We start from the raw sequence: 25,172 nt of genomic DNA, 5'->3' as shown, positions 1-25,172 counted from the left end.
GGCAGTGGACGGCGATACGTCGCGCCCGGGCACCGGCCCGAAAGGCACCGATATCGACTGGACGGCTCTGGAAGCTGCGGCCGTTTCAGCCATGAAGAACGCTTACGCGCCATATTCGATGTTCGCGGTGGGGGCAGCGGCCCTCACCGCGGACGGCCGGATTGTGAGCGGCTGCAACGTCGAAAACGCCAGTTACGGACTGACACTGTGCGCGGAATGCACGCTCGTGGGCAACCTGCACATGACCGGAGGCGGCCTGCTTCGCGCCTTCTATTGCGTGGACGCCGGAGGCAACATCCTGATGCCGTGCGGGCGCTGCCGGCAGCTGCTGTACGAATTCCGGGCATCCGACATGGAACTCATGACCGCGCAGGGAATTAAGACAATGGACCAGGTGCTACCCGATGCCTTCGGTCCCCAACACCTGGAGGAACCCCGGTGACACCAAACCCCAGCAACACTGAAGCGTTCGACGCCGTCGACATCATTCGCATCAAGCGGGACAGGGGAGTCCTGAGCCCGGCCCAGATCGACTGGACCATCGACGCCTACACCCGCGGTGCGATCGCCGACGAGCAGATGGCCGCCCTGAACATGGCCATCCTCCTCAACGGCATGGACCGTGCGGAAATCTCACGCTGGACTGCCGCGATGATCGCATCCGGCGAACGGATGGACTTCTCCGGGCTGAGGCGTGCCGACGGCAGCGTGAAGCCGACGTCGGACAAACACTCCACTGGGGGAGTGGGGGACAAGATCACGCTCCCGCTCGCACCGTTGGTTGCTGTTTTCGGTGTGGCTGTTCCGCAGCTCTCCGGCCGCGGCCTGGGCCACACCGGCGGCACCCTGGACAAGCTGGAATCGATCCCGGGCTGGCGCGCAGCGCTGAGCAACGACGAAATGATGGCCCAACTCCAGGACGTCGGGGCAGTGATCTGCGCCGCGGGCGCCGGACTGGCCCCTGCGGACAAGAAGCTGTACGCCCTGCGCGACGTCACGGGAACGGTGGAGGCCATCCCGCTTATTGCCTCGTCCATCATGAGCAAGAAAATTGCCGAGGGCACCGGCTCCCTGGTCCTCGACGTCAAGGTGGGAAGCGGCGCATTCATGAAGGACGAGGCCCGCGCCAGGGAACTGGCCGAGACCATGGTGGCCCTGGGCAAGGACGCGGGGGTCAACACGGTGGCCCTTCTGACCAACATGAACACGCCCCTGGGCCTGACCGCGGGAAACGCGATCGAGGTGGAGGAGTCCGTGGAGGTACTGGCCGGGGGCGGTCCGGAAGACGTCGTGGAGCTGACGGTCCGGCTGGCGGAAGAGATGCTGGCTTGTGCCGGCGTGCATGATGCCGACCCGCGCGCTGCGCTGAAGGACGGCCGGGCCATGGACGTGTGGAACCGCATGATCGAGGCGCAGGGCGGGGATCCCCGGGCCAAGCTGCCCGTTGCCAGGGAGTCCGAGGTTGTCTATGCGCCGGCTGACGGTGTCCTCGTGGAGCTGGATGCCCTGGCCGTGGGCGTGGCCGCCTGGCGGCTGGGTGCCGGCCGGGCGCGCAAGGAGGATCAGGTTCAGGCGGGTGCCGGCGTCCGGCTGCACGCCAAGCCTGGTGCGATGGTCCGGGCCGGCGAGCCGCTGATGACACTGCTGACGGACACCCCGGAGAAGTTCGGCCGCGCCAAGGAAGCCCTCGAAGGTGCCGTGGTGATTGCGCCGGAAGGCTCCCGGCCTGCCCAGAAACTCATCATCGACCGCATCGCCTGACCCCGTGATTCTCCCCGGCCGGGTTCCTGTAGCGGTGGCGCCACTGGCCGCTCGCGAACCGGCCGGGGAGAAAACGGGTGGTCCCGGCCGTTAGGAAACTGTGCAGGCTATCAACGACTTCATTCTCGCGGCGGCGGGGCAGCCCTGGGTGCTCTTCCTGGTGCTGGCCTGCTGCGTGATCGACGGGTTCTTCCCGCCGATCCCCAGCGAGTCGGTGGTTGTTGGCCTGGCGGCCGTCGCAGCGACCGCTGATGTCCCCAATCCCTGGCTGCTGATGCTCGTGGCCGCACTGGGCGCATTTGGTGGCGACAACATCGCCTACTTGATCGGACGGAAGGTGGGTACCCGCCGGTGGCGGTGGATGCGCGGACCGCGAATGCAAGCCGCCTTTCACTGGGCCGGAAAAGAGCTCCGGAAGAGGCCGGCGTCGCTGGTCCTCGTGGCCCGGTTTGTTCCAATTGGCCGGGTGGCCGTCAACCTCACGGCCGGCGCCACCCGTTTCCGGCACCTGCGTTTCGTCGGGCTGACCGTATTGTCCGCAGTCCTATGGTCCTCGTATTCAGTGGCAATCGGGCTGTTCTTCGGGCAGTGGTTCGAAGATAATCACCTCCTGGGTGCCACCATTGCCATCGTCTGCGCCATTCTGCTCGGCATTTTCGTGGACATCCTGATCAGCCGCCTCCGCGGCCGGCTGCCTGAGGAACCTGCGGGGGAGTCCGCCCCGGGCTCCTGACCGGGCGTCCGGCCCCCGCTGGACGGTGCCGGAAAGCACACGACGGCGGGTGAGTTTTTCCCGGCCGTAGCGTAGCGGATCAGGCCGCTGACATGGGACACTAAATAGCGATTTCCGTCACTTTATAGGAGCAGGGCCCCGCGTGGAATTTATCAATGAGGCAGTGCTCCATGCCGCAGGTCAATGGTGGATCTATCCCATCCTGCTGGTGTTCTTTTTTGTTGACGGCTTTGCGATGGTTGTTCCGAGTGAAACACTCATCGTGGCGCTTGCAGCATTTTCACGCCAAAGCGGCGAACCCAACCTTTGGATCCTTGGCGTCACGGCGTTGGTCGGTGCCATCGCCGGCGACAACATGGCGTACATGCTCGGGCGGAAGATCGGGCTTGAACGCTGGCGCTGGATGCGCAAGCCCAAGGTCCAGAAGGTCTTCGCGTGGGCCCATTATGAGCTGGAGAAGCGCGGCGCCGTCCTGATCTTCACGGCCCGGTATATTCCCTGGGGCCGGGTGGCGGTCAACTACGTCGCCGGCACCACCGCCTTCCCGCACCGCAGGTTCTTCATCCTCGATGCCCTCGCCTGCCTCACCTGGGTCGGGTATTCCATCGGGATCGGCCTGCTGGCGAGTTCCTTCCCGTTGCTCCATGACAATCCGCTGCTCGGCGCCGGCATTGCCGTGGTGTTTGCCATCGTCCTCGGTATCATCATCGACCACCTGCTGCGCTGGTGGCACAAGCGGCTGGGGCGCCACGATGGTTCCCTTACCGGTGGGGAAACCACTACGGAAACCCGCAGGGAACCCTCCCCGGAACAAGGAACGCGCGCGGAGCGTGACTCTGCCGTTGAGGTCGCCCCGCTGGCCAGGCCCGCCGTCGCCGAAGTGGAACCGGGCCGCTGAACCGGGGCCGCCGCTAAAGCCGCCGCTTTCCGGGTGGCGCCGGACGCCGTCCGACCCTAAGGTTGGTACGTGACTGAGCCTATTCTTGACGCTGCCCCTGCCATCGACTTCGACCTCAAGAGCCTCCCCAAGGTATCCCTGCACGACCACCTGGACGGCGGCCTGCGCCCGGCCACCATCATCGAACTGGCGGAAGCCGTGGGACACACCCTGCCTTCCACCGATCCCGTGGCGCTGGGGGAGTGGTTCCGCGAATCCGCAGACTCCGGCTCCCTGGTCCGCTACCTCGAAACGTTTGACCACACGATCGCCGTGATGCAGACCAAAGAGGGCCTCTTCCGCGTGGCCAAGGAATTCGTGGAAGACCTTGCCGACGACGGCGTGGTGTACGGCGAAGTCCGCTGGGCACCGGAGCAGCACCTGCAGAAGGGCCTGACGCTCGACGAAGTGGTCGAGGCCATCCAGGAAGGTCTTGACGCCGGGGTGGACGCCGTAGCCGAAACCGGCCGGGAGATCCAGGTGGGCCAGCTCATCACGGCCATGCGTCACGCCGACCGGGGCCAGGAAATCGCCGAACTGGCAGTCCGCCACCGTAACAACGGTGCAGTGGGCTTCGACATTGCCGGAGCCGAAGACGGGTTCCTGCCGTCCCGCTTCCGCGATGCCTTTACCTACCTCGCCCAGCACAACTTCCCCGCAACTGTCCACGCCGGCGAAGCTGCAGGGCTCGAAAGCATCCAGTCCGCCCTCGTGGACGGCCGTGCACTGCGGCTGGGCCACGGCGTGCGCATCGCCGAGGACATCACGGTCGAATTCGACGACGAGGATTCGGCAGAGGAAGCCGACGAGAACATCGGGATGGTGACCCTCGGCGAGCTCTCCAGCTGGGTCCGCGACCGCGGCATTGCCCTGGAGATTTGCCCCTCTTCCAACCTCCAGACCGGCGCCATCGCCGGTTTCGGCGAGGGCATCGAAAGCCACCCGCTGGACATGCTCTACCAGCTCGGCTTCAATGTCACGATCAACACGGACAACCGGCTGATGAGCGGCGTTACCCTCACCGACGAGTTCGAACTGCTCGTGGAGACTTTCGACTATGACCTCGACGACATCCTGGAGCTCACGCTCAACGCCGCCGAAGCCGCCTTCCTGCCGCTGGAGGAAAAGGAAGCCCTCGTTGAGTACATCAACGACGCCTACGCCAACCTTGCCTAAGGACGGTTCAGTTCCGGTTGACTCCCTGGTGGGCGTCATCGCCGCCCTCAGGGAGCACTGCCCCTGGATGGGGGCGCTGACGCACGAATCGCTGGTGGAGTACCTCCTCGAGGAGGCCTTTGAGGTAGCTGAAACAATTGAAACCGGCGCCGATGAGGCTGAGCTGCGCGGTGAGCTCGGCGATGTCCTGCTTCAGGTCGTGCTGCACGCCCGGCTTGCAGAGGAACGCGGCAGTTTCGGTTTCGACGACGTCGTCAGGGGCCTCACGGCAAAGATGATCCGCCGGAACCCGCACGTGTTCCGACCGGATGGTTCGCTCCGGGACACGTTCCCGGCAAGCGTGGAGGAAATCGTCCGGAAATGGGACTCCATCAAGCTGGCCGAGAAACCAGAACGCGGTGATCCCTTCGAGGGAATTCCGCAAGGTCTCCCGGCCCTCGCCCGGGCCCGGAAATCCCTGGACCGGGCGGCGCGGGCAGGACTCGAACGTGCCCGTCCGATGGCTGAACGTGCCCGTCCGGTGGTTGAGCTTGTCGAAACGATGGACTCCGAGCAACAGATCGGAGATCTCCTCTTCGAGCTCGTCGCGGCTGCCCGCACCGGCGGTTTCGACGCCGAACGCGCCCTCCGCGGGGCAGTCCGGCGGTACCAGGACAGCCACCGCCCTGGTCACCCTGACCTGCCCCGGACGGGATCATGACGTCCGGGTGCTGGATAGGTTTCCGTAACGTGCACCACTCTCGACTACGCTAGTCCCTGACGAGGACGTCGAGTTTTTCCGCTAGTTTCCCAGTAAATCGCTTCACCATAAGGAGCATATTCATGGCGCTTATCGATGCCATTCACGCCCGCGAGATCCTCGATTCCCGTGGCAACCCGACCGTAGAAGTTGAAGTTCTGCTTTCCGATGGCCAGATCGGCCGCGCAGCAGTTCCCTCCGGCGCCTCCACCGGCGAACACGAGGCTGTTGAGCTCCGCGATGGAGACAGGGGGCGCTACCTTGGCAAGGGCGTCCAGAAGGCCGTCGACGCCGTCATCGACCAGATCGCACCGGCCCTGACCGGTTTCGACGCCACGGACCAGCGCAGCATCGACCAGGCCATGATTGACCTGGACGGCACCCCCAACAAGTCCAAGCTCGGCGCCAACGCCATCCTGGGTGTGTCCCTGGCAGTGGCCAACGCCGCAGCAGCCTCGGCTGACCTGCCGCTGTACAAGTACCTCGGCGGCCCCAACGCGCACGTCCTGCCCGTTCCGCTGATGAACATCCTCAACGGCGGCTCGCACGCCGACTCCGATGTGGACATCCAGGAATTCATGATCGCCCCGATCGGCGCCGAGACCTTCTCCGAGGGCCTCCGCTGGGGTGTTGAGGTCTACCACAACCTCAAGTCCGTCCTGCAGGCCAAGGGTCTCTCCACCGGCCTGGGCGACGAGGGCGGCTTCGCTCCGAACCTGCCGTCAAACCGTGCGGCTCTGGACCTGATCCAGGAAGCCATCAAGAACGCCGGCTACACCCCGGGCAAGGACATCGCCCTCGCACTGGACGTGGCCTCCTCCGAGTTCTTCAAGGACGGCGCCTACCAGTTCGAAGGCAAGGCCCTCTCCGCCACCGAGATGAGCGCCTACTACGCCGAGCTGGTTGCCGACTACCCGCTGGTGTCCATCGAGGATCCGCTGGATGAAAACGACTGGGAAGGCTGGAAGACCCTCACCGATGCCATCGGTGACAAGGTCCAGCTCGTTGGCGATGATCTCTTCGTCACCAACCCCTCCATCCTGCAGCGCGGCATCGACACCGCCACGGCCAACTCCCTGCTGGTCAAGGTCAACCAGATCGGTTCTCTGACCGAAACGCTGGACGCCGTCTCACTGGCCCAGCGTGCCGGTTACACCACCATCACCTCGCACCGCTCCGGCGAAACCGAGGACACCACTATTGCTGACATCGCCGTTGCCACCAACGCGGGCCAGATCAAGACCGGTGCTCCGGCCCGCTCCGAGCGCGTTGCCAAGTACAACCAGCTGCTGCGCATCGAAGAAGAACTCGACGACGCCGCACGCTACGCCGGACGCAGCGCCTTCCCGCGTTTCAAGGGCTAGCATCCAAAAAAACAGCTGACCGGTGGCTATGGTTGAAAGACCATGGCCACCGGTTTTGTTTGTGGTCCGCTTTTGAAGGAGTGTCATGGCAACCCGACGTCCCAAGGTTCCCCGGGCTGCGCCCGCGGCACGTCAGTCCAAGGACGCCGACGACGGCGCTGAGGTCATCCGCGCGGATTTCGGCGCGACGCGGCACCTGCCACCTGACGCTGAAGCCAAAACGCCCGTTGCGCCGGGAAAAGCCACTACGGCCGGACGGCTGGGGGCATCGGTCAAAGCCGGCGTTGCCGCGGGCAAACAAGCGGCGGGCCGGCCGGCAGGTAGCCGCGCCGCAGATAAGCCGTCAGCTGCTGCCGCGAAGAACGGCGCAGTCAGCCAGGATCCCGTGCCGGCAAAGGCCTTTTCCGGCCGGATGCTGGCCCTTGCCGTGGTCATGATTGCCATCACCATCATGCTGGCTCCCACAGTGAAGATCTTCATCGACAAAAAGGCCGAGATCGCCGCGCTGGAGGCCGACATCGCCGCACGGAAAGCCGAGCAGGACGGCCTGAAACTCCAGGTGTCCCGCTGGCAGGACCCTAACTACGTGAAACAGCAGGCCCGCGACCGCATTAACATGGTTATGCCGGGAGAAACCGGCTACTGGGTGTTTGGCAGCGATCTGCCGGCCGGGACCGCCAGTGGCCAGGCCGGAACAGGAACAGTATCGGACCCGGCCAACCTGCCATGGGTGGATTCGCTTTGGGAGTCCATCAGGCGCTCGGCAACAGACTAGAGGCGGTGCCCTCCGCCGGCTTTCCCACGGGTCAGCCTTTAAGGGCAGGAAGGCGGCCGCGCCAGTGGACCAGAATGCAGTAGGCGACAACGTCCTGGGCGGAGAACCCGGGGCAGTTCATGCCTCGACCGTGCCCGCATACAGCCACCCGTCCGCCAGGGACCTGGATGTGCTGAGCCGCCAGCTGGGACGCCCCGTGCGCGACGTCGTCGAAATCCCCGCCCGCTGCGTGTGCGGCAACCCCCTGGTCGCGGCGACGTCACCGCGGCTCAGCAACGGAACGCCTTTCCCCACCACGTTCTACCTGACCCACCCGGTCGTCACGTCGGCGGTATCCCGGCTCGAGGCCGCCGGCCTGATGAACCGGATGAACGAACAGCTGGCTGAGGATCCCGCCCTCGCCGCAAGCTACCGGGCCGCCCATGAGGCGTACCTCGTTTCCCGGTCGGAGATTGGCGAACGGTCAGGCATCGGCGCCGTGCCGGAGATCGACGGTATCTCTGCCGGCGGGATGCCAACCCGGGTGAAATGCCTCCACGTCCTGGTGGGCCATTCCCTCGCTGCAGGTCCCGGCGTCAATCCGCTCGGTGATGAGGCCATTGCCGCCATCAGCGAATGGTGGACCGCGGACCGTTGCTACTGCGACGGCGCCTGGGACACCGGAGGAGAAGCACCCTCCAAGGACCTTAGCCGTCACGGGCCGCAGGGCCTCCCCGAGATCGTGGGCCGGCCGGCGCCCGTCCGCAAGACCCAGCGGCACGCTGATAGCAACCACGCTGAAGAGAACACAGAGAACACCCCGGAGGCCGCCCAGTGACCCGAGTTGCCGCCATCGACTGCGGAACCAATTCAATCCGTCTCCTGATCGCCGACGTGGCGGGAAACGGGAGCAGCTCGAAGCTGACCGACGTCGTACGCGAAATGCGGGTGGTCCGGCTGGGCCAGGGCGTGGACGCAACCGGCGAATTGGCACCGGAGGCCTTGGACCGCACTTTCGCCGCCACGGCCGACTACGCCGCTCTGATCCGCGAACACGGGGCGGGGAAGGTCCGCTTCGTAGCCACCTCGGCCACGCGGGACGCCAGCAACCGGAAGGTGTTCGTGGACGGTATCCGCGAGATCCTTGGCGTGGAGCCGGAGGTAATCACCGGCGATGAAGAGGCGGCCATGTCCTTCGCAGGTGCAAGCAGCGTCCTTCCGTCCCGTGGCGCCGACCCCGTCCTGGTGGTGGACCTCGGCGGCGGAAGCACCGAATTCGTGCTCGGCGACGCCAGCGGAGTCATTGCTGCCAGATCCGTGGACGTCGGCTGTGTCCGGATGACGGAACGCCACCTTCGCAACGACCCCCCGTCACCGGAACAGATCGCCGCGGCGGAGGCCGACGTCGACGCCGCCATCACCGAAGCGGGACTGACCGTTCCGCTGGAACGCACCACCGCCGTCGTCGGCGTGGCAGGGTCCGTCACCACGATCACAGCCCATGCGCTCCGGCTCCCGGAATATAAGCCTGAGGCAATCCACGGAGCGGAACTTCCCCTCGGTACCTTCGATGACGCGTGTACCGATCTGCTCGGTATGTCCAGGGCCGAACGGGCCGCACTTCCGTACATGCACCCGGGCCGGGTGGACGTTATCGGCGCGGGCGGACTCGTCTGGCGCCGCGTACTGGAGCGGCTGGCGGAGGTAACGGAGGGAAGGATCACTTCGGCTGTCGCCAGTGAACACGATATTCTCGACGGAATTGCCCTGAGCATCAGTTAGTGCGTTGGCATCAACCAATGACTCCGCATCAGCCGGGTTCCGCAACAGCCGGACCCTTGTCCCGCCGATGCCACGCGACCGGAGCCTGCCTCCGGGTTGCGCCATCACATGTAAAGCCGATTGGACCCGAATGACCAGAGCAACAACCCGCCGGGGCCGGATGGGCTCCGCCGTGACTGCCCTTGCCCTGGCCGCAGGTAGCCTAGCAACATCGTTGATCGCGGCACCGGAAGCCCGGGCTGATTCGTGGCGGGACAAGCAGTACTGGCTGGCCGAATCCGGCATCACCAAGGCGTGGGAAGTTTCCAAGGGTGCCAACGTCAAAGTGGCCGTCATCGACAGCGGCGTGGATGCCAAGCACCCCGACCTGAAAGGCGCAGTGGTCGGCGGAAGCGATGCCTCGGGGGCAGGTAGCGCGGACGGGCAGAAGAGTATCGGCTCGAAGCCTGAGCACGGCACACTGGTGGCAACCATGCTGGCCGGGCGCGGCCACCAGCCGCCGAAATCCACGGCTACGCCCACACCCGGTTCCCCTCCGGCGCCAGGGCCGGACGGAATCGTGGGTGTCGCCCCTGAAGCACAGATCCTGTCGGTGTCCACGTGGCTGGGCTCCCCGAACCCCGGTGGCAAGACCGACCAGGAACAGATCCCGGCCGCTGTCCGCTGGGCCGTGGACAACGGCGCACGAGTAATCAACATTTCGCTGGGCAGCACATCGCCGGAATGGCCGCAGAGCTGGGATGCCGCATTCCTCTATGCCGAACAAAAGGACGTGGTCATCGTTGCCGCGGCGGGCAACCGCGTGGGCGGCAACGTGCAGGTGGGAGCCCCGGCAACCATTCCCGGCGTCCTGACGGTGGCAGGCCTGGACCGCAAGGGCGCCGCAAGCATCGATTCGTCGTCCCAAGGCATCAGCATTGGCGTGGCCGCACCGGCCGAAGACCTGATCGGCGGCATGCCCGGTGACGGCTATGCGGAATGGGCCGGAACATCCGGCGCCACGCCGATCGTCTCCGGGGTGGCGGCGCTGATCCGCTCGAAGTGGCCTGAGATGACAGCCAGCCAGGTCATCAACAGGATCGTCACTACCGCTAAGGACGCCGGGGCTCCGGGCAAGGACCCCATCTACGGCTTTGGCGTGCTCAACGCGGAAGCCGCCCTGAAGGATGACGTGCCTGAGACGAAGGTCAATCCTCTGGGCACGGTCGCCGACTGGATCAGGATCCACCGCCGCGGAGAGTCCGCCGCAACCACCCCCGCGGCAGAACCGGGCAGCAGTCCGACGAGTGCCCCGGCCACGCTGCCCGCCGCTACGGTCCCGGTGGCCGAAGCTCCGTCGCAGCTGGACAGCGCGGTGCCCGCCATGGTTGTGATCGGCTTCGGAATGCTGTTCCTTGCCATCATCGGGGGTGCCGGCTATCAACTGCGGCGTGCGTCCAGGAACCCCGGGAATCTGCGAGATGAGCCCGAGACCGGGGTACTTGACACGGTGGACACCAACGGAACGTAACTGTGCCGGATTAGTTAGTGAAGATTTTCACAAACTACGGTATTCTTGAGTCATGGCAACAACCCCACAGCTCCAGGACCGTCCCAGGGTACTCGTCGTCGGCGGCGGGTACGTCGGCCTGTACGTAGCCCTCAAACTGCAGAACAAGATCGCGAATGCCGGTGGCATCGTCACCGTCGTTGATCCGCTGCCCTACATGACTTACCAGCCCTTCCTGCCGGAAGTTGCCGGCGGAAACATCGAGGCGCGCCACGCTGTCGTCTCGCACCGTCAGCACCTGAAGCAGACGGAACTCATCCAGGGCCGCGTCACCTCGATCGACCACGCCAACCGCACCGCCGTGGTTGCCCCGTCCGACGGCGGCCCGAACTTCGAGGTGCCGTACTTCGACGTCGTACTGGCCGCTGGTGCCATTACCCGCACCTTCCCCATCAAGGGCCTTGCGGACAAGGGCATCGGCCTGAAGACCATCGAGGAAGCCGTTGCGCTGCGCAACAAGGTCCTCGAGCGGATCGAAGCCGGCTCCACCATCACTGATCCTGCCGCGCGTGCCCGCGCCCTCTCTTTCGTGGTGGTTGGCGGCGGCTTCGCGGGCATCGAGTGCATCACCGAAATGGAAGACCTCGCTCGCGCGGCGGTCAGGAACAACCCGCGCGTCAAGCAGGAGGAAGTCCGCTTCGTCCTGGTGGAAGCCATGGGCCGCATCATGCCCGAGGTCACCGCCAAGCAGGCCGAGTGGGTCGTGGAGCACCTGCGCAGCCGCGGCATTGAAGTCCTGCTGAACACCTCGCTGGACAACGCCGAGGGCTCCCTGAAGCTCATCAACCTGCCGGACAAGACCCCCGCCCAGGAATTCGAAGCGGACACGCTCGTCTGGACTGCCGGCGTGCAGGCCAACCCGATGGTCCGCTCCACAGACTTCCCGCTGGAGCCGCGCGGCCGAGTCCGTGTACTTCCGGACCTGCGTATTGCCGGTGACGAAGGCATTATCGAGAACGCCTGGGCTGCGGGCGACATTGCCGCCGTGCCGGACCTCACGGGCAGCGGCCTGCCGGACGGTACCTGCGTACCGAATGCGCAGCACGCCCTTCGCCAGGCCAAGCGCCTCGCGAAGAACCTGTGGGCCTCCCGCTGGGACAAGGAACTCAAGGACTACAAGCACAAGAACCTGGGCGCCGTTGCCGGCTTCGGCGAATGGAAGGGCGTTGCCAACATCAACCTCCTGGGCCGCATCGGGCTCAAGGGTCCCCTGGCGTGGCTGGCGCACCGCGGCTACCACGGCATGGCCATGCCCACTTTTGAGCGCAAGTTCCGGGTGATCATCAACTGGATCATCAGCTTCTTCGCAGGCCGTGACACCACCCAGCTGCTGGATCTGGACAACCCGCGCGGAGCTTTCGTCGCGGCGGCCACTCCTGCTCCCAAGCCGGCGGCGGCTCCCGTCGCCCCGGCGGCTGACAAGCCGGCTGAATCCGGCAGCAACAGCCAGCAGAAGCAGACCGTATCGGCTGACACCAAGTAGCCACCCAACGCCAATGGCGGCCGTTCCCCCCGGGGAACGGCCGCCATTGTTGTTTAATGGCTCAATGACTGGTGAAAAGGACATCCGGGCCCTCTTGGCATCAATCCATCCCGTCTTGCGCGAGGGGGAATACGTATATGTCCTGTGGCCGTATGGCAGGCCGCTGGTTCCAGGCATCGAAGCCGCCGTCCGGGAAGCGGAAGGGCTCACCGTGGTGCTGCCGCGGGCCGAGGCGGACAGGCTGGGCCTTCGCTACGACTTCGTTGCCGCCTGGATCACCCTTCAGGTGCATTCGTCGCTCGAAGCCGTCGGATTGACTGCTGCGGTCAGTGCGGCGCTCACCAGTTCCCGGATTAGCTGTAATGTCCTTGCGGGATTCCACCACGACCACCTCCTGGTTCCGGTGGCTGACGCGGACCGCGCCCTGGAGATACTCCATGAGCTGGCCGCAGCAAGCTCCGACCAGCCCGCGCCCCGACTGGTGCTGCGCAGCGAACAGCCGGAGGACAGACCGGCCATCCTGGAACTGACGGCGGCTGCCTTCTCGATCTCGCCGGTGACCGGGCTTCCCGTGGACGGAGAACCCGTGGAAGTGGGGTTGTTGAAGCAGCTGTTCGACTGTGACGAGTACCTTCCCGAGTTCAGCATCGTGGCCGAACAGAATGGTGAAGTGGTGGGCCACGTCATCAGCACGCGGGGCTGGGTGGGCGACCTTGGGCTGCTGGGGCTGGGCCCGATTGGCGTGGTGCCTCGGTTGCAACGCCACGGCATCGGCTCGGCGCTGATGCAGGAGACCGTCTCGCGTGCCAACGCGGCGGGGGAGAGGGGGATCGCCCTGCTGGGCAGCCCGGAGTACTACTCCCGTTTCGGTTTTGTGCCGTCGGTGTCCCTGGGTATCGAACCGCCCCGGGCCGAATGGGGGGACGCCTTCCAGTTTCTCCCGCTGGCGGTCTGGCCGGGCGGCATCCACGGCACGTTCCGGTACGCCGGGCCCTTTGAGAGGCTCTGACGGGATACCATTGACCGGGCGCCCCAGTAGCCCAATTGGCAGAGGCAGCGGACTTAAAATCCGCGTGTTGTGGGTTCGAGTCCCACCTGGGGTACTTCCTTGTATTCGCCGCGCCACCGCTTCCCTGAGCCGGCCCCGGCCCATCTTCCGCATTTCCGTGCCTCTTCGCCGTGGTTTCCCATATGCAACGACTGTTATAAGGATGTGATCATAGTCACTTATGTTCGAGGAGAAATTGCACTAGCTTGAAGTTAAATCAGGAACACCTGGTAATTCGCATCAAAGGCCGTTCGCACCTTTCGATCGAGGAGACTCTCAATGATTTCACTCCCCCAGGCGGCGCCTCGAGTCGCTAAGCTCACAGCGCTTAGCATCGGCGTCGCCCTTCTGGCTACGGCTTGTGGCGGTTCGTCCACCCCCAGTTCGACAGGCTCCACCACTCCGGCGGCATCCGGAATCGCCTGCCCCGCGCCCAGCGCCTCCGGCAGCAGCACCACTGGTGCAGGCGCCGGCGGTTCAGTCCCGGCCTCGACCACCACAACGGACACTCCGCTCAAGATTGGATCGCTCCTGCCGACAACGGGGTCGCTTGCGTTCCTCGGGCCGCCCGAAATTGCCGGTGTGAACCTGGGGATCAAGGAAGTCAATGACGCTGGCGGTGTCCTGGGCAAGCCTGTCGAGGTGATCCACCGCGACTCCGGCGACACCAAGACCGACATTGCAACGCAGTCAACCACCGCGCTGCTTGGCAGCGGCGTCAGCGCAATCATCGGCGCTGCATCCTCGGGCGTTTCCAAGACCGTCATCAACCAGATCACCGGTGCCGGCGTGATCCAGTTCTCGCCGGCGAACACGTCTCCTGACTTCACCACCTGGGATGACAAGGGCCTGTACTGGCGTACGGCTCCTTCGGATGTGCTGCAGGGCAAGGTGCTCGGCAACTACATGGCCACGTGTGGCGCGCAGACCGTCGGGATGATCGTCCTGAACGATGCATACGGCACCGGCCTGGCGAAGAACGTCAAATCCGCTTTTGAAGCTGCCGGCGGCAAGGTAGTGGCCGAGGAACTCTTCAATGAAGGCGACTCGCAGTTCAGCAGCCAGGTGGACAAGGTCATTGCCGCCAAGCCTGACGCCATTGCCCTGATCACCTTTGACCAGGCCAAGAGCATCGTTCCCCTGATGACCGGCAAGGGCATCAAGCCCACCCAGATGTTCCTGGTTGACGGAAACACCTCGGACTACAGCAAGGACTTCCAGGCTGGCACGCTGAAGGGCGCCCAAGGCACCATCCCGGGCACGTTCGCCAAGGACGACTTCAAGAAGAAGCTGCTGGCCATCGACCCGGCCCTGAAGGACTACAGCTACGCGGGCGAGTCCTATGACGCCGTCAACCTGATCGCGCTGGCGGCGGAAGCAGCTAAGAGCACCAAGGGTACTGACATTGCCAAGCAGCTAAAGGCAGTGTCCGAAGGCGGCGAAAAGTGCACCGACTTCCCGTCCTGCGTCACCCTGCTCCGCAACGGCAAGGACATCGACTACGACGGCCAGTCCGGCCCCGTAACCTTCTCCGACGCCGGTGACCCGACGGAAGCCTACATCGGCATCTACGAGTACCAGGATGACAACACCTACAAGCCGTCCAAGGAAGAATTCGGCAAGCTGTAAAGCCGCTTCCAACTGACTGGCAAGAAAGCCCCCGTCCGCCAGGTCGGGGGCTTTCTGTTGCCCGTGCTCCAGCGTTGGTCGCCGGGAGCCTGAGTCGAGCCTGGATAGCGTGCTGCTGGAGGGGAATATTTGCCATTTGGCAACGTTGCTTGCCCATCCGCCCTCCGTTGGTCAGAGTCGACTGCGAAGGTAAATTCCACGAACGGAAAGGTCGCGCCATGACGCACAGCTTCGACAAGGATTACTGGGAACGGCACTGGGAGCAGTCTCACGGCGATGCGTCGGCAGATGCGGGCGGGACACCCCCGAACCCGTATCTCACCCGGGAAGTGGGCGGTCTCGAACCCGGCACGGCGCTTGATGCCGGATGCGGCACTGGTGCGGAAGCAACATTGCTGGCTTCCTACGGCTGGCAGGTCACCGGAGTCGACATCTCCGGCGCGGCCCTCGCGAAAGCATCCGAGCGTGCAGCAGAGCAGTCCGTCTCCGACAGGCTGACCTGGGTCGAGGCGGATCTGACCGTCTGGGAGCCGGGGCACCGGTTCGACCTGGTCGCTACCAGCTACGCCCACCCCGCGATGCCGCAGCTTGCCTTTTACGAGCGAATCTCCGAATGGGTGGCACCGGGCGGCACTCTGCTGATCGTCGGACACCTTCACGGCGGCGCTGCCACCGGGAACGGGCACACCCCGCCCGCAGAGGCCACTATCACCCTCACGGACATTAAGGAGCGCCTAGGCTCCTCTGTGTGGCGCATCGAAACGGCAGCGGAGCAGCCCCGCACGATGGCCGGGGCCGGCGGGCGGCTCCACGAGCTTCGCGACGTCATACTACGCGCTACCCGACTCCGCTGACCCCGGGCACGCAGAAGGGCCGCCACCAGGCGGTGACGGCCCTTCTGGGACTCGGGGGGCGGCCTAGACTTCGTCCGCCAGCGTGCCGAGGTACAGCTGGATCACCTTAGGATCCTTCATGAGTTCCCGGCCGGTGCCCGTGTAGGCATCCTTGCCCTGGTCCAGCACATAGGCGCGGTCGCAGATTTGCAGGCAGCGGCGGGCGTTCTGCTCCACCATGATCACCGAAACGCCGGCCCGGTTGATCTCGTGGACCCGAAGGAAGGTCTCATCCTGTTTGACGGGGGAGAGGCCTGCCGACGGCTCATCGAGCAGCAGAACGGCCGGCTCCATCATCAGCGCACGTCCCATCGCCACCATCTGCCGCTCCCCGCCGGAGAGTGAGCCTGCCCGCTGGGCGCGGCGCTTGCCGAGCTCAGGGAAGAGGCTCGTGACGAATTCGAACCGTTCGGCGAAGTCCTTGGGCCGCTGGAACATGCCCATCTGCATGTTCTCTTCGATAGTCAGCGTGGCGAAGACGTTGTTGTTCTGCGGTACGAAGCCCACGCCCTTAGCCACGAGTTTGTTGGCCTTAAGCCCGGTGATGTCCTGGCCTCTGACCACGACGGAGCCCGAGTGCACCTTCACCAGCCCGAACATCGCCTTGAGCAGCGTGGACTTGCCGGCCCCGTTGGGGCCGATGATACCGATGAGTTCGCCCTTGCGGGCTTCGATGCTGCAGCCGTTGAGGATGTTGACGCCGGGGATGTAGCCCGCCACCAGGTTGGTGACTTTGACCACCGCTTGTTCCGCGGCGGCTGGTGTAGCGGCAGCTGCCGCACTGGTGGCGCTCATTCGGTGTCCTTCTTCCTGGTTTCGGGAGCCTCCGTGTCAGCGGCAACGACGTCGACGGCGATGATGCCGGCGTTCTCGGTGCCCACGATTGACTCCTCGTCGGCCACGAGCTCGGCAGCCAGTTCCTTGATGCCTTCGGCGTCGCCCAGATCCACATCGTGGTGGGCGCCGAGGTAGGCATCGATCACTGCGGGGTTCTTCATCACTTCCTGTGGAGGACCTTCAGCGACAATCTTGCCCTCGGCCATCACCACCACCCAGTCCGCAATGTGGCGCACCATGTTCATGTCGTGTTCGACGAACAGCACGGTCATGCCTTCTGCCTTGAGGTTCTTGATGTGGTCAAGGAGGGACTGGGTCAGTGCCGGGTTCACACCGGCCATGGGCTCGTCCAACATCACCAGCTTGGGCCTGACCATCAGCGACCGCGCCATCTCGAGCAGCTTGCGCTGGCCGCCGGACAACGATGCGGCATAGTCGTCCCTTTTCGCGTCCAGTTTGAACTTCTCCAGGAGGACGTTTGCCTGCGCAGTGATTTCCTTTTCGCGGCCGCCCCACAGGCCCTTGAACAGTGCCTTGGAAAGGCGTTCGCCGGGCTGCTCCGAACCGCCCAGCCGCATGTTTTCCATGACGGTCAGCTTGCCCATCACCTTGGTCAGCTGGAAGGTGCGGACCATGCCCATCCGGGCCACCTTGTAGGGAGAGACGCCGGCGAGGCTGTTGCCTTCAAACTGCCACTTGCCGGAATTTGGCGTATCAAAGCCGGTCAGCAGGTTGAACAGAGTGGTCTTGCCGGCGCCATTGGGTCCGATCAGGGCGGTGATTTTGTGGCGGGGGATCTCAAGGTATTCGACGTCGACGGCGTTGATGCCGCCGAAGCTCCGGGTGACGTTTTCGGCGACGACGATCGGATCCCGCTTCTTGCAGCCCGGGGCCGTTTCGCCGGCGGCGATCGGACGGGTGTCCGTCATGTAGTCGATATTCTCGGTCTTTTCCGTGCCACTTGCTGTTGGCACCTTGCGCTGCTCACTCATGCGAACGCCAACTCCTTTTTGTTACCGAAGACGCCCTGGGGCCGGAAGATCATCAGTAGCATCAGGGCGACGCCCACGAGGATGTAACGCAGCTGTCCGGCCTGCACCGTGTTCAACCATGTCACCGCCCCGGATTCGATCAAGCCGTAGAGGATGCCCTGGGTGAGCGAGAGCACGACCCAGAAGATCATGGCGCCCACCACCGGGCCAAGTACTGTCCCGAGTCCGCCCAGAAGCAGGCAGGTATAGAGGAAGAACGTCAGCTCAGTTCCGTAGTTGGCCGGCTGGACCGCGCCGCGGGGAAGGGTGAAGACCATGCCGGCCAGGGCACCGAGGACACCGCCGATGACCAGTGCCTGCATCTTGTAGGCGTAGACGTTCTTGCCCAGCGAGCGGACCGCGTTCTCGTCCTCGCGGATGCCCTTGAGGACGCGTCCCCACGGGCTGCGCATCAGCAGCCACACGAGGGTGCAGCAGACGATCACGAGGCCCCAGCCGACCACCCGGATAAAGAAGTCCCTGTTGTTCATGCCGAAGTAGGAGCCCTCGGGGAACGGGTTCATGGAGTAGAACCCGCCTTCGAAGGCAGCCAGGCCGTTGGCAGAGCCCGTTACGGAGGTCAGCTGGTTGGTGGTGACGATGTAGCGTACGATTTCCGCCGCGGCGATGGTCACGATGGCCAGGTAGTCGGCGCGTAGGCGCAGGGTTGGTATACCCAGCAGCAGCGCGAAAATAGCCGAGCAGATGACGGCGATGAGCAGGCCAACAAAGAACGGCACGCCGAATGTCAGGGTGGAGATGGCGAAGCCGTAGGCGCCTACCGCCATAAAGCCGGCCTGGCCGAAGTTCAGCAGGCCTGAGTAGCCGAAGTGAACGGCGAGGCCGAGGGCGGCAAGCGCGTACGCCGCCGTCGTCGGGCTGAACAGTTCACCGGCAGCGCTGGAAAAAATGAATCCAAAGTCCATGGCTGTGTCTCCTAACCCACGCGCTCGCGACGGCCCAGGATGCCCTGCGGCCGGAACAAGAGGACAACAATCATGATGAACAGTGCTCCCACATATTTGAGGTCGGCGGCCAGGCCGAACACGGTGGTCAGCTCCACGAAGATGCCGACGATGATGGATCCGATCAGTGCACCGAAGACTGTGCCAAGGCCGCCCAGGGTCACGCCGGCGAAGATAAGCAGCAGGATCTGCGAACCCATGTCGAAGGTGACGCCGGGCCGGTAGTAGGCCCAGAGGATGCCGCCCAGGGAGGCCAGCATGCCGCCAGCCACCCAGACAATCCGGATCACGTTGTCAACGTCGATGCCGGAGGCTGCCGCGAGGGCCGGGTTGTCGGCGACCGCACGGGTGGCCTTGCCCAGACGGGTCTTCAGGAGAATGAAGCCGATCAGTGCGATCACGATGGCACTGATGACCAGCGACCAGAGGTTATTGGGCGAGATCGATACCGGTCCGATCTGTATTTCAGCGCTCTGGGCGTAGGGCAGTTGCTGGGTGGAGCCGCCGAAGTAGAACTGAATGACATACCGGACTGCGAGTGCGAGACCAATGCTGACGATCATCATGGGGACCAGGCCGGTCCCGCGGCGGCGCAGCGGCTTCCAAAGGCCCGCATCCTGGACGTAGCCGAACAGGCCGCCGCCGAGCAGGGCAAGGACCACCGCCAGCCAGAACGGCAGGCTCATGGCATTGAAGGCGAAGACAAGGACCGCACCGAATGTGACCATCTCGCCGTGGGCGAAGTTGGTGAGGCCGGTAGTTCCGAAAATGAGCGAGAGTCCGACCGAGGCCAGTGCCAGCAGGAGGCCGAAGCTTAGGCCGGCCACGAGCCTGTTGAGCAGGTTCTGTCCGAAGTCCTGTTGCTGGACCACAATGCCTTTGCCGAAGGCAAAGATCACGGAAAGGTTGGAAGTCTGGCTGAAGGTGACCTTGCGCGGATTTTCCTGGCCGTCAGCGAGCTTGATGCCTTCGGGAAGAGTGGACGTGTCCAGCTCTACCTCGTAGGTGCCCTGGACCGGGACTCCGATGCTCCACGAGCCGTTGGCGCCTGATTTTGCGGTCCCGGTGAAGTCGCCGCTTTTGGCGGTGATCGTTACGTCAGCGATAGGTGCCCGGGCGTCGTCCCGAAGGAAGCCGCTGATGCTGTTCTGGAACTGCTGGTTCGACGGGGATGGTGTCGGCGAGGGGGTGGTGGCCTGCGATGCCGGGGCAACGACGAGGAGAATTGCGACGACGGCGGCAAAGATAGCCCCCAGCATCTTCAGCAATCCGCCGCGACGTCTGTGCGACAGGCCTCTCGGTGTGCTTCTCAAAATGAAAACCTCCACATGGGGGTGGACTGGGTTGCGCCTTTACAACCACTGCGAACGGAGCGGGGGACGTAGTCGTGGCGCTAAATATGCGGTGGAAAGACCGGATACCTTGTGATGTCAGTCACCCTGCTTGGGCTTATGTTACAGCCAGCCGGGATCATTGGAGCCTCGCACGTGCACCCCTAAGATCGCGATCAGATAACAACAGTGAAGCTCAACCTCGGGTTTGATGCAGTTCGGCTAAAGAAAACTTTTGTTGAGCCAGAGTATTCCTAAACAGTCAGTGGTGCCGCGCACCCGTGGCATGCGTCACGCCGGGCCGCCCCCATGTCACGGTTGGGTTTCGGCTGGCCCGGGCGGGGAACTATCCCTGCCCGCCGCGCGTGGGAATTGGTACCTTGAGTTATCAGGATCACCACCTACCCCCTTTATTTGGAGGACACCCGCAATGGCACTTGGCGGAAACCCGATCTTCAACGGAAAGAATTTCCGTGGAGCCACCCAGGCACCGCCTGTTCCGCAGGCTCAGTACGGCCAGAACCCCTTCAGCCAGGCCCAGTATGGGCAGGGCTCCTACGGCCAGGTTCCGGGCAGGGCCCCGGGCCAGGTCATGGACGCGCAGGGCGGTTGGATGGCCCAGCAGCAGAACATGACGCATGATCAGCTGCAGCAGATGTACAACCAGCCGGCAGCCGGCCCGGCCGAGACCGGACGGATGACCTTTGACGATGTCATCATCAAGACGGCCGCCTGCCTCGGTGTGCTGATGGCCGGCGCTGCTGTCACGCTCTTCGTGGGCATGCCGCTGGCCTCACTGCTGATGATCGTCGGCGCGCTGGGCGGCTTCGTACTCGCCCTGGTCAACACCTTCAAGAAGCAGCCGTCACCGGCCCTCATCCTGGCCTACGCAGGCCTGGAAGGACTCTTCCTCGGCGGCCTGACCCGTGTCCTTGACGGAATGTATCCGGGAGTCGGGCTGCAGGCCGTCATCGGCACGCTTTCCGTCTTTGCGGTCACGCTGCTGCTGTTCAAGAGCGGCAAGGTCCGGGCAACGCCCAAGGCCATGAAGTTCTTTATGATCGCCATTGCCGGGTACGCCCTGTTCTCCGTGGTGAACCTCGTCATGATGCTGACAGGCCTGACGACGGAGCCGTTCGGCCTGCGCAGCGGAATCATTGGCGTCGTGATCGGCGTTCTGGCCATCGGCCTCGCCGCATTCTCGCTGATCATGGACTTCACCAGCATCGAGGAAGGCGTCCGCAACGGCGCACCGGAGCGGTTCTCCTGGACCGCTGCGTTCGGCCTGACCGTGACCCTGGTCTGGCTGTACGTGGAAATCATCCGCCTGCTCGCGATCCTCCGCGGCGACGACTAGGACCCAAGCCGGCAAACGCCGTCGTGCTTTAACGTCGCGCTCCAGCTGAGAACGGGCCCCGCCACACGGCGGGGCCCGTTCTGCTTAACTGAGCCGCCTAACTGAGCCGCTCGTAGACCACTGCCATGCCCTGGCCGCCGCCCACGCACAGGGTGGCCAGCCCGAGCGATCCGTCGCGTTCCTGAAGCCCGTTGAGCAGGGTAGTTGTCATGCGGGCGCCGGTCATGCCGAACGGATGCCCGAGGGCGATCGCCCCGCCGTGGACGTTGAGCCGTGAGTGGTCGATGCCCAGTTCGCGGGCACTGGCCACCACCTGCACGGCGAACGCCTCATTCAGCTCCACGAGGTCGATGTCCCCGATGCCCAGCCCGGCCCGCGCCAGCGCCCGGCGGGTTGCCTCCACCGGGCCCATGCCCATGAGTTCGGGTGAGAGCGCACTGACGCCCGTGGACACAATCCGTGCCAGCGGCTCCAGGCCAAGCTCCCGGGCACGGCCATCGCTCATCACCAGTACGGCGGCGGCGCCGTCGTTCAGCGGGCACGCGTTGCCGGCGGTGACTGTCCCTTCACTCCGGAAAACGGGCTGGAGCCCGGCCACACCTTCGAGGGTGACACCGGTGCGCGGGGAGTCGTCCCGGTCCACTACGGTGCCGTCGCGGCGTGTGTACGGTGTGATGTCCCGCGAAAAAAATCCCGAAGCCCGGGCCGCTTCGGCGCGGTTCTGGCTCAGGACAGCCCATTCATCCTGCTCGGCCCGGGAGATGCCGTAGGTGGTGGCGACGTTTTCCGCAGTCTGCCCCATGGCGATATAGATGTCCGGCATGCGGCCGCCCAGCCGGGGATCTGTCCACGGCGTGTTGGACGCGGCCCGGGCCTCCGTCCGGCGGCGGGCCGCGTCGAAGAGCGGATTGTGGTTGCCGGCGTCCGTTTCTCCGGCCCCGGTCCAGTGGGGATAACGGGACACGGACTCCACGCCGGCAGCCATGAAGGCGTCACCTTCGCCCGCCCTGATGGCGTGGAACGCCATTCGGATGGTCTGCAGGCTGGAGGCGCAGAACCGGTTGATGGTGGCGCCGGGAACGTTGTCCAGCCCGGCCAGGATGGTGACCACCCGCGCCATGTTGGAACCCGCCTCACCGCTCGGTTCGGCGCAGCCCAGATAGAGGTCGTCCAAGCCCGCGCCGTCCGCTCCGCGGGGGTCGAAGGACGGAACCTTGTCCAGGGCCGCGGTGACCATGGCCGCGGCAAGGTCGTCCGGACGTTCGTCCTTCAACGATCCCTTGAAGGCGCGTCCGATCGGGCTTCGGGCAGTGGAAACAATGACTGCTTCTGGCATGCGCCCAGCCTACGCCCGAGCTATGCGAGCCGCATCGCCCCGGCCGCCGGGGTGACGGTAAAGATGTCCGGCTTCCTGAAACCGGCCCGGGAAAAAGCCTGCTCGACGGCGGTGCGGACCTGCTGCTCGGCGGCCACCGGCGTGAGGGCGATTGCTGCGCCTCCAAAACCGCCGCCTGTCATGCGGGCGCCGATGGCTCCGTTGGCCCGGGACATGTCGACGGCCAGGTCCAGTTCGGGGCACGAAATCTCGAAGTCGTCACGCATGGAACGGTGGCTGGCATCGAGGAGCGGCCCGATGGCGCCCGGTCCGGCCGAGCCGAGGAGTTCCACGGTCTGCAGGACGCGGTCGTTTTCGGTGACGACGTGGCGGACCCGGCGGAACGTGACCTCATCGAGGAGGCCGCTGGCTTCGTCCAGGTCCTCCACCCCGACGTCCCGGAGCGCCTTGACGCCCAGCACTTCGGCCCCGAGCTCGCACGAGGCGCGGCGCGACGCATAGCCGCCGTCGGCGTGGGAATGGGAAACCTTCGTATCGATCACCAGCAGCACCAGGCCCGCCGGCTCCGTCTCGAACGGCACCAGGCGGGCACTCTGGTCCCGGCAGTCCAGGAAGACGGCATGGCCCTTCGCCCCGCGCAGCGAAGCGGACTGGTCCATAATGCCCGTGGGCGCTCCGACGAAATCATTCTCGGCCCGCTGGGTGGCCAGGACCATTTCCTCAGCTGTCAGCCCTGCGCCGGTCAGCTCGTTGAGGGCGGAGATGACGGCGCACTCAATGGCGTGGGATGACGACAGGCCCGCACCGAGGGGAACGTTTGAGTCCAGCAGCAGGTCAAGGCCGGGCACCGCGATCCCGCGCTCCTGAAGCGCCCAGATGACGCCGAGCGGATACTTAGTCCAGCCTTTGGCGCGCGTGCCGTCCAGTGACGAGGTGACCGCCGTGGTCATGCCCTGGTCTCCGTAGGTGGACAGCAACCGGAGCGTGGAGTCGGGGCGCACCCGGACAGCCACCCGGGCTGTCCGGTCGATGGCGAACGGGAGCACGAAGCCGTCGTTGTAGTCGGTGTGCTCGCCAATCAGGTTCACCCGTCCCGGCGCCTGCCAGATGCCGTCCGGGGCGGAGCCGAAGGCGTCCCGGAACCGTGCTTCGAGGTCAAGCTTGCTGTTTCCAGGAGTGTTGCTGCCTGCTGGGGCGGTCATGCGTGTGCGCCTTCCGGGAGTGGCTTGAGGGCTGATGCCGGAACAGTGACAGTGCGAAGCCGCTCTGCCACGAGTTCCGGAGTGGTGTCGTTAATGAAAGCACCCATGGCCGCTTCCGAGCCGGCCAGGTACTTGAGCTTATCCTCGGCCCTCCGTGGGGAAGTGAGCTGGAGGTGGAGGTAGCCGGCAGGCCGAAGCAGGTCATCGAGCGGGGCCTGGTGCCAGGCCGAAATGTAGGGGGTGGGCGTCGGGTACAGCGCGTCGAGCCGCTTGAGCAGGTCCAGGTAAACGTGTGCCAACTCGTCCTTCTCCTCGCCGCTGAGCGCCGCGAGGTCCGGAACCTGGCGGTGGGGAACCAGGTGCACTTCCAGCGGCCAGCGCGCCGCGAACGGTACGTAGGCGCTGAAATTTTCGCCTTCAAGGACCATGCGGCTGCCGTCTTCGCGCTCGGACCGCAGCAGGGAGCCGGTCAGCGTCTGCCGGCCGTCGGCGTCGTCGAAAAATTTGCGCGCGGCGGCGCCCATCACCGCTGCGCGGGGCGTGACATAGGGGTATGCGTAGATCTGGCCATGCGGGTGGTGGAGGGTGACGCCGATGTCCGCGCCGCGGTTTTCGAACGGAAAGACCTGCCGGATGCCCGGCAGCGCGTTGAGCGCTCCGGTGCGGTGTGCCCAGGCCTCGACGACGGTGCGTGCCCGGACTTCGCTCAGCCCGCTGAAGGAACCGGTGTGCTCCGGGGTGAAGGACACCACCTCGCACCGGCCGAACGCCGTCCCGGTGGTTCCCCAGCCTGCGTTGGCGGGGACCGGTCCCAGGGCGGGGCCGAGCGAGGGAAAGCGGTTCTCGAACACGACGACGTCGTAGTCCGGTGCCGGGATCTCGGAGGGGTTGGCCGGGGTCGTCGGACAGATGGGGCACTGGTCCGCCGGGGGTAGGTGGGTGCGGCTCTGGCGGTGGGCGGCCACGGCCACCCACTCGCCAGTGAGGGCGTCGAACCTGACTTCGCCCGGCTCGCTCCGGACCGGCAGTTCGCGCCGGTCCGGGAATTCCTCCGGCCGGCGGGTGGTTCCGCCGGTTGAGGCATCTGCCCTGGCGTCATCGAAGTAGAGCAGCTCCCGGCCATCGGCAAGGTTGGTGCTGGTGATGTGAGTCATGCGTCTTGTCCTTTACGAGCGGCGGCCATCGGAGTTCCGCTTTCGACGGCGAAACAGCAGGCACCTCAATTCTCCCACAAAACGATCAAAAAGAAATAGTTTCGAACAAAA

The 25,172-nt window shown here is 64.9% G+C and carries 23 protein-coding genes and 1 tRNA gene; 17 read left to right on the top strand and 7 right to left on the bottom strand.

What is annotated here, in order from left to right:
- The first annotated feature begins 4 nt into the window (after window positions 1–4).
- From ACFVWT_RS15095 to ACFVWT_RS15020, 16 genes are all read left to right on the top strand, one after another.
- A complete protein-coding gene (locus ACFVWT_RS15095; protein WP_390249123.1) occupies window positions 5–442 on the top strand; it encodes a cytidine deaminase in 438 nt (145 codons plus the stop codon).
- Window positions 439–1,761 carry a thymidine phosphorylase gene (locus ACFVWT_RS15090; protein ID WP_390249121.1) on the top strand — a complete coding sequence of 441 codons (1,323 nt, stop codon included), beginning with the start codon at window positions 439–441 and terminating at the stop codon, window positions 1,759–1,761. Before ACFVWT_RS15095 ends, ACFVWT_RS15090 begins: the two co-directional genes overlap by 4 nt.
- Window positions 1,762–1,861: 100 nt before the next feature.
- A complete protein-coding gene (locus ACFVWT_RS15085; RefSeq protein ID WP_390249119.1) occupies window positions 1,862–2,494 on the top strand; it encodes a DedA family protein in 633 nt (210 codons plus the stop codon).
- 142 nt (window positions 2,495–2,636) lie between these two features.
- Window positions 2,637–3,392 carry a DedA family protein gene (locus ACFVWT_RS15080; protein WP_390249117.1) on the top strand — a complete coding sequence of 252 codons (756 nt, stop codon included), beginning with the start codon at window positions 2,637–2,639 and terminating at the stop codon, window positions 3,390–3,392.
- 69 nt (window positions 3,393–3,461) lie between these two features.
- Window positions 3,462–4,607, top strand: coding sequence for an adenosine deaminase (locus ACFVWT_RS15075; protein WP_011691006.1), 1,146 nt, complete (start codon window positions 3,462–3,464; stop codon window positions 4,605–4,607).
- Window positions 4,608–4,674: 67 nt separating this feature from the next.
- Window positions 4,675–5,307 (top strand): MazG nucleotide pyrophosphohydrolase domain-containing protein, encoded by a 633-nt coding sequence (locus ACFVWT_RS15070; RefSeq protein WP_390249274.1) that lies wholly within the window; start codon window positions 4,675–4,677, stop codon window positions 5,305–5,307.
- Window positions 5,308–5,429: 122 nt separating this feature from the next.
- The gene (gene eno / locus ACFVWT_RS15065; RefSeq protein ID WP_390249115.1) at window positions 5,430–6,710 is read left to right on the top strand and encodes a phosphopyruvate hydratase; all 1,281 of its coding nucleotides are present in this window, start codon (window positions 5,430–5,432) and stop codon (window positions 6,708–6,710) included.
- An 85-nt stretch (window positions 6,711–6,795) separates the two neighbouring features.
- Window positions 6,796–7,485 (top strand): septum formation initiator family protein, encoded by a 690-nt coding sequence (locus ACFVWT_RS15060; protein ID WP_390249113.1) that lies wholly within the window; start codon window positions 6,796–6,798, stop codon window positions 7,483–7,485.
- A 130-nt stretch (window positions 7,486–7,615) separates the two neighbouring features.
- Window positions 7,616–8,302 (top strand): DUF501 domain-containing protein, encoded by a 687-nt coding sequence (locus tag ACFVWT_RS15055; RefSeq protein ID WP_390249272.1) that lies wholly within the window; start codon window positions 7,616–7,618, stop codon window positions 8,300–8,302.
- Window positions 8,299–9,246, top strand: coding sequence for an exopolyphosphatase (locus ACFVWT_RS15050; protein ID WP_390249111.1), 948 nt, complete (start codon window positions 8,299–8,301; stop codon window positions 9,244–9,246). The genes ACFVWT_RS15055 and ACFVWT_RS15050 overlap by 4 nt, the downstream gene beginning before the upstream one ends.
- Before the next feature lie 130 nt (window positions 9,247–9,376).
- Window positions 9,377–10,756 carry a S8 family serine peptidase gene (locus ACFVWT_RS15045; protein WP_390249109.1) on the top strand — a complete coding sequence of 460 codons (1,380 nt, stop codon included), beginning with the start codon at window positions 9,377–9,379 and terminating at the stop codon, window positions 10,754–10,756.
- A 52-nt stretch (window positions 10,757–10,808) separates the two neighbouring features.
- The gene (locus tag ACFVWT_RS15040) at window positions 10,809–12,278 is read left to right on the top strand and encodes an NAD(P)/FAD-dependent oxidoreductase (RefSeq protein ID WP_390249107.1); all 1,470 of its coding nucleotides are present in this window, start codon (window positions 10,809–10,811) and stop codon (window positions 12,276–12,278) included.
- 64 nt (window positions 12,279–12,342) lie between these two features.
- Window positions 12,343–13,287 (top strand): N-acetyltransferase, encoded by a 945-nt coding sequence (locus tag ACFVWT_RS15035; RefSeq protein ID WP_390249105.1) that lies wholly within the window; start codon window positions 12,343–12,345, stop codon window positions 13,285–13,287.
- Between the two features lie 20 nt (window positions 13,288–13,307).
- A tRNA-Leu gene (locus ACFVWT_RS15030) sits at window positions 13,308–13,381 on the top strand.
- A gap of 224 nt (window positions 13,382–13,605) precedes the next feature.
- A complete protein-coding gene (locus ACFVWT_RS15025) occupies window positions 13,606–14,955 on the top strand; it encodes an ABC transporter substrate-binding protein (protein ID WP_390249103.1) in 1,350 nt (449 codons plus the stop codon).
- A gap of 218 nt (window positions 14,956–15,173) precedes the next feature.
- Window positions 15,174–15,809: a class I SAM-dependent methyltransferase gene (locus ACFVWT_RS15020; protein WP_390249101.1), complete on the top strand. Its 636-nt coding sequence runs from the start codon at window positions 15,174–15,176 to the stop codon at window positions 15,807–15,809.
- A gap of 63 nt (window positions 15,810–15,872) precedes the next feature.
- Here the strand turns inward: ACFVWT_RS15020 and ACFVWT_RS15015 are convergent, their stop codons facing one another.
- From ACFVWT_RS15015 to ACFVWT_RS15000, 4 genes are read right to left on the bottom strand one after another with little or no spacing between them, the layout of a single operon-like run.
- Window positions 15,873–16,643 carry an ABC transporter ATP-binding protein gene (locus ACFVWT_RS15015; RefSeq protein ID WP_390249099.1) on the bottom strand — a complete coding sequence of 257 codons (771 nt, stop codon included), beginning with the start codon at window positions 16,641–16,643 and terminating at the stop codon, window positions 15,873–15,875.
- Window positions 16,640–17,677 carry an ABC transporter ATP-binding protein gene (locus ACFVWT_RS15010; protein WP_390249096.1) on the bottom strand — a complete coding sequence of 346 codons (1,038 nt, stop codon included), beginning with the start codon at window positions 17,675–17,677 and terminating at the stop codon, window positions 16,640–16,642. Before ACFVWT_RS15010 ends, ACFVWT_RS15015 begins: the two co-directional genes overlap by 4 nt.
- Window positions 17,674–18,642, bottom strand: a complete 969-nt coding sequence (locus ACFVWT_RS15005) for a branched-chain amino acid ABC transporter permease (protein ID WP_390249094.1) — start codon at window positions 18,640–18,642, stop codon at window positions 17,674–17,676. The genes ACFVWT_RS15010 and ACFVWT_RS15005 overlap by 4 nt, the downstream gene beginning before the upstream one ends.
- A gap of 11 nt (window positions 18,643–18,653) precedes the next feature.
- Window positions 18,654–19,940, bottom strand: coding sequence for a branched-chain amino acid ABC transporter permease (locus tag ACFVWT_RS15000; protein ID WP_390249092.1), 1,287 nt, complete (start codon window positions 19,938–19,940; stop codon window positions 18,654–18,656).
- A gap of 502 nt (window positions 19,941–20,442) precedes the next feature.
- On the opposite strand from ACFVWT_RS15000, the gene ACFVWT_RS14995 reads away from it, so the two are divergent.
- Window positions 20,443–21,369, top strand: a complete 927-nt coding sequence (locus ACFVWT_RS14995) for a Bax inhibitor-1/YccA family protein (protein ID WP_390249089.1) — start codon at window positions 20,443–20,445, stop codon at window positions 21,367–21,369.
- Window positions 21,370–21,466: 97 nt separating this feature from the next.
- Here ACFVWT_RS14995 and ACFVWT_RS14990 read toward each other — a convergent pair whose 3' ends face one another.
- From ACFVWT_RS14990 to galT, 3 genes are read right to left on the bottom strand one after another with little or no spacing between them, the layout of a single operon-like run.
- Window positions 21,467–22,705 carry an acetyl-CoA C-acetyltransferase gene (locus tag ACFVWT_RS14990; protein WP_390249086.1) on the bottom strand — a complete coding sequence of 413 codons (1,239 nt, stop codon included), beginning with the start codon at window positions 22,703–22,705 and terminating at the stop codon, window positions 21,467–21,469.
- A 20-nt stretch (window positions 22,706–22,725) separates the two neighbouring features.
- Window positions 22,726–23,907, bottom strand: a complete 1,182-nt coding sequence (galK, locus tag ACFVWT_RS14985) for a galactokinase (RefSeq protein ID WP_390249084.1) — start codon at window positions 23,905–23,907, stop codon at window positions 22,726–22,728.
- Entirely contained in the window at window positions 23,904–25,061 is a 1,158-nt protein-coding gene (galT, locus tag ACFVWT_RS14980; protein ID WP_390249081.1) for a galactose-1-phosphate uridylyltransferase, read from the bottom strand. The genes galK and galT overlap by 4 nt, the downstream gene beginning before the upstream one ends.
- Window positions 25,062–25,172 lie beyond the last annotated feature (111 nt).

Source organism: Arthrobacter sp. NPDC058288 (genome assembly GCF_042880995.1).
In the GTDB taxonomy this organism is placed as follows: Bacteria; Actinomycetota; Actinomycetes; order Actinomycetales; family Micrococcaceae; genus Arthrobacter.
This window is presented reverse-complemented; position numbering and strand designations above follow the sequence as displayed.

Coding starts and splice junctions, on each gene's coding strand:
- ACFVWT_RS15005 (WP_390249094.1), bottom strand. CDS start 18,642: ATGGACTTTGGATTCATTTTTTCCAGCGCTGCCGGTGAACTGTTCAGC.
- ACFVWT_RS14990 (WP_390249086.1), bottom strand. CDS start 22,705: ATGCCAGAAGCAGTCATTGTTTCCACTGCCCGAAGCCCGATCGGACGC.
- eno (WP_390249115.1), top strand. CDS start 5,430: ATGGCGCTTATCGATGCCATTCACGCCCGCGAGATCCTCGATTCCCGT.
- ACFVWT_RS15000 (WP_390249092.1), bottom strand. CDS start 19,940: ATGCTGGGGGCTATCTTTGCCGCCGTCGTCGCAATTCTCCTCGTCGTT.
- ACFVWT_RS15070 (WP_390249274.1), top strand. CDS start 4,675: ATGGGGGCGCTGACGCACGAATCGCTGGTGGAGTACCTCCTCGAGGAG.
- ACFVWT_RS14995 (WP_390249089.1), top strand. CDS start 20,443: ATGGCACTTGGCGGAAACCCGATCTTCAACGGAAAGAATTTCCGTGGA.
- ACFVWT_RS15035 (WP_390249105.1), top strand. CDS start 12,343: ATGACTGGTGAAAAGGACATCCGGGCCCTCTTGGCATCAATCCATCCC.
- galK (WP_390249084.1), bottom strand. CDS start 23,907: ATGACCGCCCCAGCAGGCAGCAACACTCCTGGAAACAGCAAGCTTGAC.
- ACFVWT_RS15025 (WP_390249103.1), top strand. CDS start 13,606: ATGATTTCACTCCCCCAGGCGGCGCCTCGAGTCGCTAAGCTCACAGCG.
- galT (WP_390249081.1), bottom strand. CDS start 25,061: ATGACTCACATCACCAGCACCAACCTTGCCGATGGCCGGGAGCTGCTC.
- ACFVWT_RS15045 (WP_390249109.1), top strand. CDS start 9,377: ATGACCAGAGCAACAACCCGCCGGGGCCGGATGGGCTCCGCCGTGACT.
- ACFVWT_RS15040 (WP_390249107.1), top strand. CDS start 10,809: ATGGCAACAACCCCACAGCTCCAGGACCGTCCCAGGGTACTCGTCGTC.
- ACFVWT_RS15010 (WP_390249096.1), bottom strand. CDS start 17,677: ATGAGTGAGCAGCGCAAGGTGCCAACAGCAAGTGGCACGGAAAAGACC.
- ACFVWT_RS15020 (WP_390249101.1), top strand. CDS start 15,174: ATGACGCACAGCTTCGACAAGGATTACTGGGAACGGCACTGGGAGCAG.
- ACFVWT_RS15015 (WP_390249099.1), bottom strand. CDS start 16,643: ATGAGCGCCACCAGTGCGGCAGCTGCCGCTACACCAGCCGCCGCGGAA.
- ACFVWT_RS15060 (WP_390249113.1), top strand. CDS start 6,796: ATGGCAACCCGACGTCCCAAGGTTCCCCGGGCTGCGCCCGCGGCACGT.